Source organism: Pseudoalteromonas sp. meg-B1 (genome assembly GCF_003173795.1).
GTDB classification, from domain to species: domain Bacteria; phylum Pseudomonadota; class Gammaproteobacteria; order Enterobacterales; family Alteromonadaceae; genus Pseudoalteromonas; species Pseudoalteromonas undina.
In genome coordinates, this window is sequence record NZ_QGQU01000001.1 from 1,469,052 (window position 1) to 1,485,067 (window position 16,016).

The 16,016-nt window shown below is 38.9% G+C and carries 14 protein-coding genes; 6 read left to right on the top strand and 8 right to left on the bottom strand.

All coding sequences use genetic code 11. The features are described from left to right. Nucleotides 1-110 precede the first annotated feature (110 nt). Complete coding sequence (locus DK924_RS06995) at nucleotides 111-983, bottom strand: LysR family transcriptional regulator (RefSeq protein ID WP_181388759.1); 873 nt, start codon at nucleotides 981-983, stop codon at nucleotides 111-113. A 130-nt stretch (nucleotides 984-1,113) separates the two neighbouring features. Here DK924_RS06995 and DK924_RS07000 point away from each other — a divergent pair, with 130 nt between their 5' ends. Both DK924_RS07000 and fghA read left to right on the top strand, forming a co-directional pair. Further along, nucleotides 1,114-2,235: an S-(hydroxymethyl)glutathione dehydrogenase/class III alcohol dehydrogenase gene (locus tag DK924_RS07000; RefSeq protein WP_109874696.1), complete on the top strand. Its 1,122-nt coding sequence runs from the start codon at nucleotides 1,114-1,116 to the stop codon at nucleotides 2,233-2,235. A gap of 58 nt (nucleotides 2,236-2,293) precedes the next feature. Continuing rightward, a complete protein-coding gene (gene fghA / locus DK924_RS07005) occupies nucleotides 2,294-3,136 on the top strand; it encodes an S-formylglutathione hydrolase (RefSeq protein ID WP_109874697.1) in 843 nt (280 codons plus the stop codon). On the opposite strand, the gene DK924_RS07010 is transcribed toward fghA, so the two are convergent. Next, a complete protein-coding gene (locus tag DK924_RS07010) occupies nucleotides 3,090-3,464 on the bottom strand; it encodes a hypothetical protein (RefSeq protein ID WP_010389876.1) in 375 nt (124 codons plus the stop codon). The genes fghA and DK924_RS07010 overlap by 47 nt on opposite strands. Before the next feature lie 201 nt (nucleotides 3,465-3,665). On the opposite strand from DK924_RS07010, the gene DK924_RS07015 reads away from it, so the two are divergent. Further along, nucleotides 3,666-4,850, top strand: coding sequence for a DUF1624 domain-containing protein (locus DK924_RS07015; RefSeq protein WP_109874698.1), 1,185 nt, complete (start codon nucleotides 3,666-3,668; stop codon nucleotides 4,848-4,850). Between the two features lie 117 nt (nucleotides 4,851-4,967). On the opposite strand, the gene DK924_RS07020 is transcribed toward DK924_RS07015, so the two are convergent. Together DK924_RS07020 and DK924_RS07025 are read right to left on the bottom strand one after the other, a co-directional pair. Continuing rightward, a complete protein-coding gene (locus DK924_RS07020) occupies nucleotides 4,968-6,782 on the bottom strand; it encodes a DNRLRE domain-containing protein (protein ID WP_109874699.1) in 1,815 nt (604 codons plus the stop codon). A 457-nt stretch (nucleotides 6,783-7,239) separates the two neighbouring features. Next, a complete protein-coding gene (locus tag DK924_RS07025; protein WP_109874700.1) occupies nucleotides 7,240-9,147 on the bottom strand; it encodes a beta-ketoacyl synthase in 1,908 nt (635 codons plus the stop codon). Nucleotides 9,148-9,275: 128 nt separating this feature from the next. Between DK924_RS07025 and DK924_RS07030 the strand changes: the two genes are divergently transcribed. Further along, complete coding sequence (locus DK924_RS07030; RefSeq protein WP_021033106.1) at nucleotides 9,276-10,286, top strand: GlxA family transcriptional regulator; 1,011 nt, start codon at nucleotides 9,276-9,278, stop codon at nucleotides 10,284-10,286. 129 nt (nucleotides 10,287-10,415) lie between these two features. Then, nucleotides 10,416-11,645 carry an EAL domain-containing protein gene (locus DK924_RS07035; protein ID WP_109874701.1) on the top strand — a complete coding sequence of 410 codons (1,230 nt, stop codon included), beginning with the start codon at nucleotides 10,416-10,418 and terminating at the stop codon, nucleotides 11,643-11,645. A gap of 13 nt (nucleotides 11,646-11,658) precedes the next feature. Here DK924_RS07035 and DK924_RS07040 read toward each other — a convergent pair whose 3' ends face one another. The 3 genes from DK924_RS07040 to DK924_RS07050 are packed head-to-tail and all read right to left on the bottom strand — an operon-like array spanning nucleotide 11,659 to nucleotide 14,724. Next, complete coding sequence (locus tag DK924_RS07040; protein ID WP_010389865.1) at nucleotides 11,659-12,171, bottom strand: MgtC/SapB family protein; 513 nt, start codon at nucleotides 12,169-12,171, stop codon at nucleotides 11,659-11,661. A gap of 13 nt (nucleotides 12,172-12,184) precedes the next feature. Further along, the gene (locus DK924_RS07045; protein ID WP_109874702.1) at nucleotides 12,185-13,330 is read right to left on the bottom strand and encodes a GNAT family N-acetyltransferase/peptidase C39 family protein; all 1,146 of its coding nucleotides are present in this window, start codon (nucleotides 13,328-13,330) and stop codon (nucleotides 12,185-12,187) included. Beyond that, entirely contained in the window at nucleotides 13,330-14,724 is a 1,395-nt protein-coding gene (locus DK924_RS07050) for a RimK family protein (RefSeq protein WP_109874703.1), read from the bottom strand. Before DK924_RS07050 ends, DK924_RS07045 begins: the two co-directional genes overlap by 1 nt. Nucleotides 14,725-15,035: 311 nt before the next feature. On the opposite strand from DK924_RS07050, the gene DK924_RS07055 reads away from it, so the two are divergent. After that, entirely contained in the window at nucleotides 15,036-15,371 is a 336-nt protein-coding gene (locus DK924_RS07055) for a zinc ribbon domain-containing protein YjdM (protein ID WP_109874704.1), read from the top strand. Between the two features lie 52 nt (nucleotides 15,372-15,423). Here DK924_RS07055 and DK924_RS07060 read toward each other — a convergent pair whose 3' ends face one another. Continuing rightward, nucleotides 15,424-15,975, bottom strand: coding sequence for a hypothetical protein (locus DK924_RS07060; RefSeq protein WP_109874705.1), 552 nt, complete (start codon nucleotides 15,973-15,975; stop codon nucleotides 15,424-15,426). Nucleotides 15,976-16,016: the final 41 nt, after the last annotated feature.

A 16,016-nucleotide genomic window follows, 5' to 3' on the forward strand; every position in this document is an offset into this window, starting at 1 on the left:
TGTGGCTTTATAGTAGCACGAACTCAGCGCAATTGAATATCACCATAAATGTAAGAAATAATTTATAAATCTAATACTTGGCTATATTATAAGCAAATCACTAAGCCAAGCTAAACTTTTAATCCTGTTACTAGATAATCAAGTAATACTCGTACATTAGTAGCAACAAATTGCCGCGGAGGATAGAGCCCCCACACACCTTCTTGTTGAGGTTGATAGGCTGTAAGTATAGGCACTAGCTGTTCTGTTTTTATTTCATTTTCTATGTAGTAATCCGGCAACTGAACAATACCCAACCCTTTTTTAGCGCCGTCAACCAGTGCCCAACCGCTATTACAATGCAATCGCCCTGCTACTTTAATATGTTTGTCACGACCGTTTTCATTTACTCGCCAATAACTACTGTTACCAATTAAGCATTGATGCTGGTTAAGTTCACCTAACGTATGGGGTTCGCCAAAACGCGCTAAATAGCTTGGTGCAGCACACATAATAAATCGTCGCGAGCTCAAGCGTCGCGCTTTTAAACTCGAATCTTTTAAATGGCCTAATCGAATGGCTAAATCAAAGCCGCCCTCCAGCAAGTTTTCTTGCTCGTTAGAGAGCGTTGCGATTACTTCTACCTCGGGGTGCTCATGCATAAACGAATGCACTATCGGCATAATAAAACTTTCACCATACATAACCGGTGCGGTTAATTTAATTTTACCTTTAGGGGATGTTTGCACAGACGCGAGCCCCTGAGTGGCTTCATCCATAGCGTGTTGTAAATGTTTTACTTGGTGTAAAAACTGCTCACCTTCTTTGGTTAATACCACCTTTCGGGTCGTACGCGTTAAAAGTTGGGTATTTAACCGTTGCTCAAGCTTAGTAACATGGCGGCTAATATGGGCAACCGATAGACCCAACGCCTGTGCAGCTTGAGTGAAACTTCCCTCTTCGCCAACAGCAATAAACTCATCAATCCCTTCCCAACGCATTATTATTACCATACTGTAAAAGTGTTTTATTAATTTAGAGATTATCATTGTTATAGAAATAAATACAATAGGCACATCACCCAAACAGTTTGGGTCTACAATTGATATTCAAACCACTACAAAGGATATACACATGTCTGAATTTATAAAATCAAAAGCAGCGATTGCCTGGGGCCCTAATCAGCCTTTAAGCGTTGAAGAAGTTGACGTGATGATGCCTAAAAAAGGCGAAGTGATGGTAAAAATTACTGCCACAGGTGTATGCCATACAGATGCTTTTACTTTATCAGGTGAAGATCCTGAAGGCATTTTCCCCGCTATTTTAGGCCATGAAGGTGCCGGGGTGGTTTACGCTGTGGGCGAAGGCGTTACAAGTGTAGAAGTTGGCGATCACGTTATTCCTCTATACACCGCAGAATGTGGTGAATGCAAAATGTGTACTTCAGGTAAAACCAACTTGTGCTCTGCTGTACGCGAAACACAAGGCAAAGGCTTAATGCCAGATGGCACAACGCGCTTTTTCAAAGACGGCCAACCTATTTATCACTACATGGGGACGTCGACCTTTTCTGAGTACACAGTACTTCCTGAAATCTCACTAGCTAAAGTAAATAAAGAAGCCTCTTTAGAAGAAATTTGCTTATTGGGCTGTGGTGTCACTACCGGTATGGGCGCTGTAACAAATACGGCAAAAGTAACAGCGGGCGATACGGTGGCAATTTTTGGTCTAGGTGGCATTGGTTTGTCAGCCATTATTGGCGCCAAAATGGCTGGTGCAAGCCGTATTATTGGTATTGATATTAACACCTCTAAGTTTGATCTTGCGACTAAACTCGGTGCTACCGATTTAATTAATCCAAAAGACTTCGACAAGCCAATTCAAGAAGTGATTGTAGAGATGACTGACGGCGGTGTTGACTACTCATTTGAATGTATTGGTAACGTTGATGTAATGCGCTCTGCCCTTGAGTGTTGTCATAAAGGCTGGGGAGAATCGGTAATTATTGGTGTAGCTGGTGCTGGCCAAGAAATTTCAACTCGCCCGTTCCAACTTGTTACTGGCCGTGTATGGCGTGGTAGCGCATTTGGAGGCGTTAAAGGTCGTTCGCAACTTCCTGAAATTGTAGAGCGTTACATGGCGGGTGAATTCGCCCTTAATGATTTTATTACCCACACCATGAGCCTTGAAGAAATTAACGATGCCTTTGATTTAATGCACGAAGGTAAGAGTATTCGTACTGTTATTCATTACTAATTTCTTTTAATCACCATTACCAGCCGTTGCTATTAAGTAACGGCTTTTAAGGATTGTTATGTTAGAAAATATCTCAACAGCAAAAGTGGCTGGTGGCTGGCATAAGCAGTATAGCCATACTTCCTCAAGCACCCATTGCAGCATGCGTTTTGCGGTATTTTTACCACCAGGCGCCAGTGAAAAAAATAAAGTACCAGTACTTTATTGGTTATCAGGATTAACCTGTACCGATGAAAACTTTATGCAAAAAGCAGGCGCGTTTAAAAAAGCGGCAGAGCTAGGCATTGCTATTGTCGCACCTGATACCAGTCCGCGTGGTGAAAACGTTCCTAACGAAGATAGCTACGATTTTGCCCAAGGTGCAGGGTTTTACGTCAATGCAACGCAGGCACCTTATAATACTCATTTTAATATGTACGATTATGTGGTGAAGGAACTACCTGCATTAATAGAGCAACATTTTCCAGTAACAACTAAAAAAGCAATTTCTGGGCATTCTATGGGTGGTCACGGCGCATTAATGATTGCCCTTAAAAATCCTAAAGCTTATACCAGCGCTACAGCATTTAGCCCAATTGCAAACCCGATAGATTGTCCTTGGGGTGTTAAAGCCTTTACTGGCTACTTAGGTACTGATAAATCAGTCTGGGCAGAATATGATAGCTGCGAATTAATGCAACAAGCCAAACAAGCTGATTATTTACCTATGTTGGTTAGCCAAGGTGATGCAGATAACTTTTTAGATGAGCAACTTAAGCCACAAAAGTTAGTAACTGTAGCTACACAGAAAGGCTATCCGTTAACACTCGAAATGCAAGCTGGTTACGACCATAGTTACTATTTCATTAGTAGCTTTATAGACCAACACTTATTATTTCATCATCAGTTTTTAACTGCTTAGATTCATTACTGTGTAGAGTAGATTTATCTACTTCTACACATTCTTTTAAGACCTTAGTAACCTGCCTACATTTTCTAATCACACCGTCATCTCCTTTTACTAAACTAAATACTGCAGAGTCTATTTTTAAACCTAGCTCTGCAAAAGAAAATCCGTCCTTATCAACGGGAACTGGCTCAAATGGATTTTCATAAGGAGTAGACCGAGCTGGATTTTTCATCCGCTGATTTTCTTGTGCATTTGAGGCTGCTTGTCCATCCAACATAACGCCAAAAAATGTACAGCCATTAAGCATCAGCAATAGTGATAAAAAAAATATTTTTTTCATGTTTAACCCTTTAGTAGCTTCAACTTTAACTATTTAGTTAATAGAGTAACTCCATTAAAAAAGTAAAACTGTAAAAATCTGTTAGTAAGTGAAAATTGTTTACAACATAATTTATACTAAAGTATTTTATTATCACTCTCGCAAATGATATAATATAACATATAATCAAACTCGTTTTTTCATCCATACCAAAGCATATTTATGTCATTACCTTTATCTCAAAATCGTTTACACCATATAGACTTACTCCGAGGTCTTATCATTATATTTATGGTGATTGATCACGGCATGTATTATTGTCTAAATTATTCAGTGACCGATCCCATGACCATACCAGGAACAGATGCGCTTACTTTTTTCACTCGTTTTATATCGCACTTTTGTGCGCCATTATTTGTATTTTTAGCGGGCCTTTCAGCTGCGATAACCGAGCATAAATACACTTCCACGCAAGCTTTTTCAAAAAGTTTAATTATACGTGGACTAGTGCTTATATTATTTGAATTTACTATTGTGTCATGGTCTTGGAGCTTTAATCCACTGTTTCCAATGTTATACGCTCAGGTTATTTGGGCGATAGGTTGGGGATTTATTATTCTAGGGCTTTTACGCTTAATCGGTCTGTATGCAATTTTTGCCATGGGCTTAATTTTAGTATTTGGCCACAACTTATTTGATGCCGTCAACTTTGAGCCAAATACAATCGCAAATACGATATGGTCTGTTTTACATCAGAAAAATGTACTCGAACTTCCTTTTAACTTTAAAATTAGAACCACCTACCCCGTAGCTCCTATTGTTGGGTTAATGGCGTTAGCATATTGTGCAGGTGTTTATTACAAAGCCAAGCAATACAGTAACCGAGTTATGGATTATGGCTTAATTTTGGGTGTAAGCTGCCTAGTTTTATATACGCTTTTGCGTGGCTTTAATCTTTATGGTGACGCGTCAATATTTACGATTAGTGACTCTTATTTACTCACTATAATGTCATTTTTAAACCCGACCAAATACCCACTTTCCCTGCAGTTTATGTTGTTAACCGTTGGTATAGGCCTAATTATGCTTAAACTATTGAGTAAGCTAAAAAGTGATTTTTCGCCAAAGTTTTTACAAGTATTGGGTAAAACCAGTATGTTCTCGTACTTAGCCCACTTGTATTTACTGCATGCAATAAGTTGGTTACTTCTCCCTGTTTTAGGCTTTAGTTTTTCTGATATGACTTATGGCGAAACACTGGTGGGTTTACCAATTGGATACGGTATGAGCTATGTTGCAACACTGCTATTTATTGCAGTCGTAATTGGCTTAACGGCCGTTCTTGCCAATTATTATTTAGCATGGAAGCAAAAAAATAAACACAGTTTAATTGCTAAGTATATTTAACCTTACTTTCTCCCCACAACTTTATTGTGGGGAGAACACGTTTTAGCTAATTATGGTTAAATGCTAATATTTTAATCCTTATCAAAATAAACATCACCAACTACAAACTTAAAGCGATTAATCATATTGCGCTTCACTCCAAACTCTTACATAGTCTACAAGCATATTAGCTTTAAAATCATCACTAATATTATTTTCATTACCATCCCAACCACCTACTTGTAACGATAAAATAATGTAAGAAGGTAAACTTCCAACTCTGTCGTCATAGTGCTCCCAAACTTTTTCACCATCTATATACATACCGACAAAACCAGGCTCCCAATGCATGCCATATACATGAAAACCATCAGGGGAATAATTATGATAAAGCTCGCCAGAACTTATTGACTTATGTTGACTACCGTAACCATCCCAATGCAGAGCAGAGATACTGATGTCTTCCCCCCAAATACCTAAACTCTCCATAATATCAAACTCCATTCCCTTATCGAAGGTAGGTGAGGTATCTCCCCAAGTATCTTTAATTAATAGAAGTGGTTCTTGACCAAAATTAGTATCTGCATAATTACCTCCTCGCACAAAAGCATCTTCAGTCGGGGATAAACTTTCTTCATTTACAATTAAAGCAGGCCTATCAGAAATATTATTCGATTCACTACTAAAAATTTTTATAAGCTGGCTACGCATATAATTGTCAATCAATGCAAAGCTCGCCTCTTTACCAGAGTTTTTTTGCTCTCTTATATAACTGGTAACATCCACTTCAATTATGTTTCCCGTAACCTCTCCATAGCTATGACTAAACCATAAAGGATCAATCTGCGGTTTAGTATTCCAAGTTACAGTATCTTGGGTCCAATCTGTGGAAAGTGTTTTATGCACAGCTATGCTGCTTTGAGTGTTTGCTTCAGAGATTTTAAGTCTTAAGAATGCAGAAGAAATAGTAGTAGATACATCATCAAGATTAAATTTTAATAATGACTGCCTCCTATAAGTATTATTACCATAAATGCCTTTGTCAGGTAGTAACCAAAATGCAGGCCAAGCACCATGTACTGAGTCATACTTAATTTTAGCTTCAAAGTAACCATATTTTTGTCTAAATTTACGAAAAGTACTTACCTCAGCGGCTTTATAAAAGTAACGTTTGGTTCCTTGATTTAATGTGTTTTTTTCTGATTCAAGCTGCAACATTTCATTTTCAATGCGAATAGTTTCTCGCCCAGCATTACCTGCGATACCACTCATTCCTAAATATTGCTTTCCAACATGCCAATTGTTAGGGTTTAATAAAGTTGAATTAAAGTTATCTTCAAAAGTCAGCTCCCAATTACCAGCTAACGGCGGAGAAATATCATTATCTGGCTCTCCCTCGATAAAGGAAACCGAGTCCATATAAAATATACCTGTTCCAAGAGGGCCTTGAATACCAATAGCTAGAACTTTTTCATTTTCATCAAGATTAAAGCCATTTAGATTTATTCTAATCGTGTGCCATGTATCGTCTGAAAAGTTATTATGGCCGGGCATACCATCCAATGTCCAAAATTCGTTATTGGTTTCGTCAAGATTTATTTTTAATGAATCGTTACCGCGACGGAACATTAAAGAGCCCTTATTTCCTGATTTTCTGTATATTTTTGCCTCAAGAATTGAATTTTTAAAAGGAGGTACTTGAGCAATGCGTAATCCTGATTGAGTCCAATAGTGTGCCTGCATTGATATAGCTCTTTCTCCATCAACTACTGGCTCACCAATTTGGGTTAAAGTCGATTCACTAGATGAGGTTGCCCATAACTTAGCCCCATTTCTAGGCTCATCATCAAATAAAATAACAGAAGCAAAACTTGATTTAGCTGCGAATAATAAAGCATAAAAAGTGAGTTTTATTTGCAGGGGAAACCTGCGATGTAATAATGTGAATTTCATTTTCTATCCTTAACTAATTGCTTAAGCAGAAAACAAGTTTTACCAAATAATAAAATTATAAATATCTGATGAGGACAAAAAGGTAATACTTAAACCCTAATCAACCAAACTTTTACTAGTTAATAATAATGATACGAAGCAAAGCTGGTATTTTCAATTTTTCTACAGATTTAATTATTTAGTAATTCATAAGAGTTAGTATCTCTGAGCAACTACAAAGGATATGATTTTTAATATTTAAGTGATGAGCTATTATTTCTTTAACTGGAATATGAACAAGATTACAACATACTAACTCGTGAGATCTTAGCTACAATTTAGATAGTTAGACATCACCAAACTGGAGATTTACTGCACTTAACTTTTGAAAGTTCTTTAAATAAAATGTACTGATTTAGTCATAAATCAAACATTAAAAAAGGCGCTATAAAAGCGCCTTGCTAACAAGTATGTGTGCTTAGAACATATCTTGATAGGAATTTGTTGTACTAAATGTAATTGTTTTTTCAAAGCCTGGCAGTGTAATGCTGTGCTCATCTAAAACAATCTCATTTTCATCAATCAAGCCATCACCAAAACGGTAAATTAGCGAGTATTGACCTAAATCGGCTTGCGTTTGGTAAGTATGCTGTGCATCTTTTACTTGGCTATGTTTTTCAGCGTAGCTGTTCATCAGTGCATCACCATGGCGTTTAGCAAGCATTTGCATGGTTACTTTTGCACTCAGCACAGTCGCTGTTGCATTATTTCCACCAAAGCCTTTTGAGTTAATAAACGCAATATCCATATCACCACAATCGTAGTGGCTATTACGAATATCTAAATGTTCGCTGTAAACATCGTCGGCTACTTTATCAATGGTGGTAATACCCGGCATAATATTATGACTAAATACACCTAACGCAATCGCAAGCTGATCGCCACTAGCAGGCGCAATAGTATGGCCTACATAGGCTTTAGGCGCAGTCACTTTCCAGTTATCAATAGCAAATGTTTGCGCTACTTTATGATAAATTAAAGATTCAGTAACACGATTTTGTGGCGTACTTGAGCCGTGCGCTAAAATAAAGCTACGTTGTTGCAGTGCCTCTTTACCTAACAAGCTAGTAGCAAGTGCTGCTGATTTCGCCATGGTGATGTAATTGCCAGGCCCAGGTGAGGTAATTGACTTTTTAACTCCATCGGCATTCACAAATACATCCGGCACACTGCCCATAATATCTGCACCGAGTTCCAGAGCCAGTGCATCATCCATTAATATAGCAACCTGAGCCCCCTCACCTAAGGTAAAACCACAGTTCTCACCAAATGGACGACTACTTTTACGGTAATCAGGCTCGTCATCATTGCTTAAATTATCTAAACGACGCAAACCTTCAATATTGGCCAGCGCACTCATATTACCAAAACCTTCAACCACTTCTGGAGTAATCGCACATTCAACACTTGCAACGACTGCAACACGGGTACGGCCAGCTTGAATATCGTTAACGGCAGCGCGCAAGTTATATAAAAATGTGGCACATGCGCCTGAGGTTGAAAAAGTCGTCCCCACATTTCCAGTAACATAGGCGTTAATAAAATCGGTCGACATTGTATTTAAACCCAGCGCTAACTGCTTAGTACTTACACGATCGCCCTGCTGCCGTGCTTTAACTAATCCACCTAAGCCTTTATCATCCATTTGACCAATAACCGAGGCTGAGTAGGTACCAATTTTGTCAGGCTCTACGCTATTCATAATATGTTGCCAATCAAGTCCTGTTGATTTTATTGCATCGGTGGCAGCAAATATGGTCGCTTGTAAACCGCGCGGCTGATAGCGGCTGTTATACATAATGGCAGGATCAAACCCGGTTGGAAATTGCCCAGCCGACTTAATCGGGTTATCACGGGTTGAGTCATGTTTTACATCTAGCTCAGCAGCAATCGTGACTTTTACTTTTTTATTATCAAGGTCATCTATTTGCCAGTTGCTTGGTAAAGGCGATGGTAAGTCACGACGACGTGTTTCAAACACAATTGAACTATCATCTGAAGCCGTTAAAGTCATTTTTTGCTGCCAAGGTGTGGCATCAACGTCAAAATGTTCTTTTTCAATTTTTCGAATTAATGTACCAGCAATAATTTGCTCACCAAAGCGTGCTTCAATGTCGCTTTGCTCAACATGATTACCTTGGCTGTCTTCAAGTTGGCCGTTTACTGTAGTCACTAAGTTCATTAATGTGGCAAGGCCTAAAAACGTTTCTTGGCGAGCTTGCGCCGCTAAGCTATCTAACACGATACGACGATAACCTTGATGAAAAGAAGTACGGCCAGCGGCATTAATGCCTCCCATGCCTACAATAACGGGTAATGCAGTCATAATTTACCTTTAAAATGCGTGTTATAAGAATATGACATTAGTTTAATTGGATTATAGAGACGTCTTTGTGCTTTAATAGCCAAATAAGCGGCATAAAAGGCCAAAAACAACTGGTCGGAGGATTCACAATGAGCAACAACCCATTAACTCCCCCCATAAATATTGGTATCGCAGTGTTTGAGCATTTGTTGGTAACCAGTCTCACATTACCGATTGAGATGCTGCGTGCGGGTGAGGCTTTTGCTAAAGGCCATAGTGATAAAAATAACTTTAAACCTCTGGCTATTCATTTAGTGGCTAAAAATAGTGATGCCATTAAGACGCGAACTGGACTATCGATTATTCCTGATTGTACTAGCGAAAACTCACCTTATTGCGATTTAGTTATTGTGCCTGGTATTTGGCGTAACCCTCGCCCGGTGATACGCGCTAATCAACAATTAGTCACTTGGCTGATCGAGAGCTTTACCGTAGGAAGTCATATAATTGGAGTAGGCACAGGTAATTGTTTTGTTGCAGAGGCTAGTTTACTTGACGGACATCCCGCTACTACCCATTGGCATTATGCTAAACAGTTTAAGCATGACTACCCTAATGTAAGTTTAAAACCTGATTTTTTTATCACCCAGTCAGAACGCATGTATACCGTAGCCAGTTTAAATGCACTTGCTGATGTTATCGTACATATTATTAGTCAATATTATGGTAAAGAAGCGGCACAACATGTGGAGCGCAACTTTTCCCATGAAATTCGTAAACCCTATGAAGATCAACGTTACTTAGAGGGAGCAGTAGATAGACACCCAGATGAGCTGATTGCACAAATACAGTTTTGGTTAAAAACCAATCTAGCCAGTGAGCTCAACTTACAGGAGGTTGCGGCTCAATTTAGTCTAAGTTATCGCACCTTTACCCGTCGCTTCAGAAGTGCCACTAACCAAAGTCCAATCGAATATTGGCAACAATTACGAGTAGAAGGCGCCAAAGATTTATTGGCATCTTCTAATTTATCGATTCAGGAAGTTGCTTTAGAGGTTGGCTATAATGACCAAGGGCATTTAACCCGAGTATTTAAAAAAGTATTACGCCAAACACCCAGCGAATACCGTAAAGTCGTGCGACGAAAATTATTTGGTTAAGTTTTAACTAAACCGTGTTCACTTTTGATGGTTAGCAAAGATTGATATAGCCTTGATTAGATTTTTTTATATATATAAATTATAGTATTACGCATGAAGCGTGGTGAAATTAATACAGGGAGATAGCTGATGGATAAACTTACCAATCTGCTTGTCGATCAACAAAGCAACGCATCCATTGAGGCTAAACTAGCTGACTTACTCGCGTTAGTTCGCAAACATTTAGATATGGATGTTGCTTTTATATCTGAATTTATTAACGATGAGCGGGTTTTTAAAGTGGTCGATAATCCTTCTGAAAACCAAATTGTTAAAGTGGGTAATGCCGATCCCATTAATGAAACGTATTGTCAAAAAATCACCGATGACAAGCTTAGCCCTATTATTACTAATACCAACGCAAACCCAATAACCAAGGCTATGCCCGTAACCGAAAAGTTAGGTATAGGCGCTTATATCGGTGTACCTATCAACCTGTCAAACGGTAAATTATACGGTACTTTTTGTTGTTATAAATCACAGCATGATGAGAGCTTGAACGATCGCGATTTATCGTTTTTAAATATTATTTCGGAAATAGCGACTGGCTTAATTGAAAAAAACTTATCAAAAAGTATATCGCGTAATCACGCCAAGTCAGCTATTGAGCAAATTATTAGCGATAATGATATTAGTATCTACTTTCAACCTATTTTTAGTTTAAAAAATAATAAAGTTGCAGGTTTTGAATCACTTGCTCGATTTTTTACTACACCTTATAAAACTCCTGATGTATGGTTTAAAGAAGCAAAAAAGGTTGGCTTAAATGAAGCATTAGAAATGCTAGCCATTAAAAATGCAGTCACCAACATAGCCAAATTTAATAATTCAACTTACATTGCAATTAATTGCTCACCATCGCATATCCTAAGCGGTGCACTTAAAAATACATTACAAAACATTGACTGCACTAGGCTAGTATTAGAAATTACTGAGCATTCGCCAATTTCCGACTACAAAAAAATGCGAGCTGCACTTAGGCCTCTCAGAAACAAAGGCCTTCGCTTAGCTATTGATGATGTAGGCGCAGGCTTTTCGTCATTTCAGCACATTTTAGAGCTTGAAGCCGATATTATTAAATTAGATATCAGCCTCACACAAAATATAAACACTGATGATCGTAAGTTTTTGCTAGCAAAAGCACTGTGTGGGTTTGCAAAAGCAATCGACTGCACCATCGTTGCCGAAGGAATTGAAACTGAAGAAGAACTCAACTCGTTAAGAAAGCTCAATGTAGATAGTGTGCAAGGTTATTTTATTGGCCGCCCCGCAGCAATTAACGATGCACTTAGTTTGCTAAACGCAACTCTACCAGCATGAAAAACGCCACTATTTAGTGGCGTTCGCTATCTGTACCGTCTTTTCGATAATAACGTTTGTGATAACTTTTTACTTTAGCATGCACACCTTTGCTGAGGCTTTTAAACTTAGCTTCGAGCACATCAACACCATATAAAATACCAACCACCAATATAGAAAGCTTAATTGCAGCACCTAAGTTTTCGGTTGCGATCATCACCCCAATAGACGCAAGCACCCAAATAGTGGCCGCGGAGGTAACCCCTACCACTGCACCATCTTTTGCTAGCATAACGCCTGCGCCTAAAAAACCAATACCCGTGATTATTTGCCCCACTACACGAGAATGATCAATCACATCCCCTTGTAAATTAAACGCCGTAGATAAAAACAAATATGTGCCTAACGTTATTAAGGCTGATGTGCGAATACCCACAGGTTTACCACGCAATTGACGCTCTATACCAATAATAGCGCCACAAAAAGCGGCGGTGCCAATAGCTGCCCATGAGTATGGCGCTACATCGATAAAATCTAAAAATGTCACTTAATATCCTAATCTATTTTACTTTACCAATAGCAACTGCCGTCCGGAGCCTTTGGCTACCAAATGCCGACATTTTACTAAAGTCGCTGCGTGCAATTGGTACATACTGACAATCTATTGCTAGCTGGTTGTCATTACCAGGCTCGCAAAATGGGTCATGTACGTAAACACAATGTGCATCTAAATGGGTTACACACACCCAGTGCGGTGATTTTTTACCATCAAACCGATAGGTACTAATTAACAGCAACACACTAAATCCCTGACTCAACCAGTTTTCTATGTCAGTTAATTCAACATCTTTTTGTGTAACTGAAATATTTGCCGCTGCAATACCCTCAACAAACTGTTGATGAACCGTGGCCAATACTGATTTTTTGTTATCACTGCGAACCCCATCTAAAAATAATGGTTCAGATGTATTAACAATTACCTCACTTGTAAAACCGCGTTTATTTGCAGCCAGTGCCAAGCCAAATGGGTGACAACCGCCATGCCCAGAGGTCATAAAAATCGTGGTGCCTTCACGCCACAAAGCTAATTCATGTGACTGACTCAGCTCTGTGTTTGAGTCAAGAGCAGCCATTGCCATTAATAACGCAGCAGGACCACAGGTAAACTCGGTGGTTTGCTGATACCATGGCGTTAAACGCTCAACCTGCAACTCACTGGTTTGGCGAATATTTTTTTGCATGCGTAAGGCATCACTGTGATCGTCATAATAATCACTGTATTGACCAAATACGCGATACCCCACACTTTTATAAAGCCCAATGGCGCTATCGTTATTTACTGCAACTTCTAGGCGCAAATAAATACGTCCACGCTCACTGGTCGCTTTTTCAAGTTCATTGAGTAATTTTTTGGCTATGCCCTTGCCCTGCATTGTTGGTAATACGGCTAACGAATACAAACGCGCTAAACGCGTGCCTTTATGGCACCACACTAAGCCATAGCCACATAGTTGCGCATTTTGCTCAGCAACTAATAAAATCCCATGTTTAGCACTGAGCCAGCGCTTTAAACTACGCGCACTTAGCTTATCGTTACTAAAGCAAGTATTTTCAAGCGCCACCAACGCCTTTAAGTCAGTGGTTATTGCAGGGCGAATAACTAGCTTGGTCGTCACTGTTACTTTTTCAGCCAAAGCAATAGGCATTAGCCGCGGCCTCGTGCTTCTAACCGCTGTTTAAACTCATCCATTATGATCATGTATAGCTCGTCACCTAAGTAACCATCTTCTACTTTGTGATCAATACTCGGGTTGTCGTTTACTTCCAATACATACGCACGACCTTGGTGCTCTTTTACATCTACACCATATAAACCTTTACCCACTGTTTTACAGGCCTTTAGAGCTGCATCTAATACTACTTTTGGTAACTCAAAGGTTGGTAACGTTTCAAAGCCACCGGAAAAAAACCGTTTTGCGTCATGGTTGTATATTTGCCAATGGTTACGTGCCATTAAATAACGACATGCATAAATAGCACGACCATTAAGTACCCCTACGCGCCAATCGTATTCGGTGTACATGTATTCTTGTGCCAATACCAGTGCGCTATATGCAAACAGCTCGGTTAGTTTAGCTTCAAGCTCATCGCGGTTTACAACTTTAAACACCCCTTTTGAAAACGACCCTTCTGGCATTTTTAATACCAGCGGATAAGTAAATGCTGCTTCTAATTGCTCAAGCGTTTGCGGTGATTGATCAGCCACTACTACTGTTTTTAAACTCGGTACTTTTTGATAATTGAATGCATCATGTAAGTACACTTTATTACAACAACGTAAAATAGATTCAGCATCGTCAATTACCACTAACCCGAGACTTTGCGCTTTACTTGCAAGCCGGTATGTTGGATGGTCAATTGCTGTAGTTTGGCGAATAAATAACGCATCAAACTGGGCAATATTGTCTATTTCATCAAAGCTGAGTGCTTTTGCGTTAATACCATGTTTCGCTGCTGCTTTTATAAAGCGGGCTATTGCATCTTTATCACTTGGCGGTACTTTTTCGTTATGATCAACCAAGATCGCCATATCCCAACGAAAACGGCGCTCTACTTTACCAATACGCCATTGCGTTTGGGTAAACTCATTTAGCTTTTCAATAAACGCAGCATATTGTTGCTCACTCAATGAGGTTAAAGAGCCTTGTTGCAATAAACCTTGCTGATCTACAAATAAAATAGGCGCTGGGTATTGTTTAAATACCGATTTAGCCGCTTTACCTTGTAATTCGTTTAGAGCATTACCAAAATAAACTGCGCCATCAATATGCCCAGTATTTAAAATAGGTGCTTGTCCACTTCTAAGCGCGTTTATTGTTTTAACGCTTGGTAATACTTGGTGTTTGCGGGCTTCTGCAAGCAATGAACAATAATAACCCTTACTCATGTATTGGCTTGAGTCGCATAAATTAATAATGCGGGTTTTAGGTTCGTTACGTTTGGGGTAATCTCGTAAATAGGTGTCAAATGTAATTACATTTTCAAATGAAAGAGCAAGTGCTTGCTCATTGTTATCAACCACAATTAAGGTTTTAAACACGACTTTTCCTAGTTAAGTCAAAATATAAATAATACCTTGGCTAGTTAGCCCAGGTAGTTAAACAGCAAATAGAAACACCTATCGCACTAAGTGCAGCAAATAGCAAATCACTTAATACGATAGGTGCTTTAACGAATATCTACTATAAACGTTAGCGCTTAAATTGCTTAAGCGACATGTGATTTATAAGCCCTTTTTTACATCCACACAAACGAGATATTTTTAGCGTGAAGATAAAAATATTTGATGAACTTTTTTATTGTTAATTTGTGTTTTAAAATAGCCAAAATTTACCACTAAAAGTGATCATTATGTCTCTTCCCGCTTGCCCTAAGTGCCAATGTGAATACGTTTACGAAGACCAACAACTGCTTATATGCCCAGAATGTGCCTATGAATGGAATCCAAATAATACAAGCGATGAAGACGCTATTTTGGTAACAGATGCAAACGGCACTTTACTAGCCGATGGTGACAAAGTAACCGTTGCCAAAGATTTAAAAATTAAAGGCAGTTCTCAGGTTATAAAAATTGGCACGAAAGCGGTAGTTAGACGTGTGCTTGATAAAAAAGATCACCAGCTAGATTGTAAAGTAGATGGCATTGGCGAAATGATGGTAACGGCTAAGTTTGTGAAAAGAGCCTGAAATTACAAAAACTCACTTGTAAAAATTAACACAAAGAAATAACGCTTAACTGCTAATTTTTTAGCTCTTTAGATAGCGCAGCTAATGTTTGATCGTAAGCATTCTGATTAAAGTTACTTGAGTGTGGGTTCATAAAACCATGTAAGTAATCAACATGCTTTACGTTAACATTAGCCTTTGTTGCAAGCTCCACCTGTAATGATTTAACATCAAAGTGCGGCTCATAATGCGGAAAAATGAGTTCAATCTCAAATTGTGGTTGTATATCTGTATGGTGCCTAATTTGCGAGCTGTAAAAACAAATGCCCTTAGCTATCGTTTTAATCGCCGGGTGTGCAGACATTGACCAAATTGCCGATGCGCCAACACTAAAACCAATCAATATAGTGTTGCCAGCGAGTGGTTTAATCGCTTTTTGTAAAATAGCTACATACTCATCAAGGCCAATATGCTGACTAAAATACCCATAGGCCTGCTGCTCACAGTTAAACGCCATATCAACCCCGCCATAGGGATCGACAATAGACTGAGCGTTTAGTTTTTCAGCAAATGCTTTTAAAGCCGCTGTATTACCAAAAATATCACTGACCAATACTAAGTTCATAAACGGCTCATCTTTAATTTTATTCTATAAGTTTTAGGCAA